The 345-nt window shown below is 56.2% G+C and carries 1 protein-coding gene; it reads left to right on the top strand.

Going from position 1 to position 345, the window contains the following annotated elements:
• On the top strand, positions 1–345 hold a 345-nt coding region (locus IT084_RS17750), incomplete at both ends, for an MBL fold metallo-hydrolase (RefSeq protein ID WP_195714192.1).

Genomic DNA, 345 nt, shown 5'->3' with positions numbered 1-345 from the left:
GCAACGCAGTCTCCGGGGGGAAGCCGGAACTGACAGCGGCATGGTACTACCGGGTCAATTACCGTCCCGTGCCGGTGGATAGATTATTAAACGGGGAGACGCAGAATGTTGCCGTGGGAAACGCGGTATTACATTGCCTGCATACCCCCGGTCACACACCGGGGGGAATCAGCCCCTACCTGGATGTGAAGGGGACCAGAATTTTGTTTGGCCAGGACATCCACGGGCCATTTGACTCCTCCTGGGGTTCGAACATGGAACAATGGCGGGACTCCATGCGCAAGCTGATCAATTTAAATGCGGACATCCTTTGCGAGGGCCACTTTGGGATTTACAAACCGGCGG

Source organism: Desulfallas sp. Bu1-1, assembly GCF_015594625.1.
In the GTDB taxonomy this organism is placed as follows: domain Bacteria; phylum Bacillota; class Desulfotomaculia; order Desulfotomaculales; family Desulfallaceae; genus JADNRQ01.
Note: the sequence above shows the minus strand (reverse complement) of the source record. Positions and strands in the feature narration are given on the sequence as shown.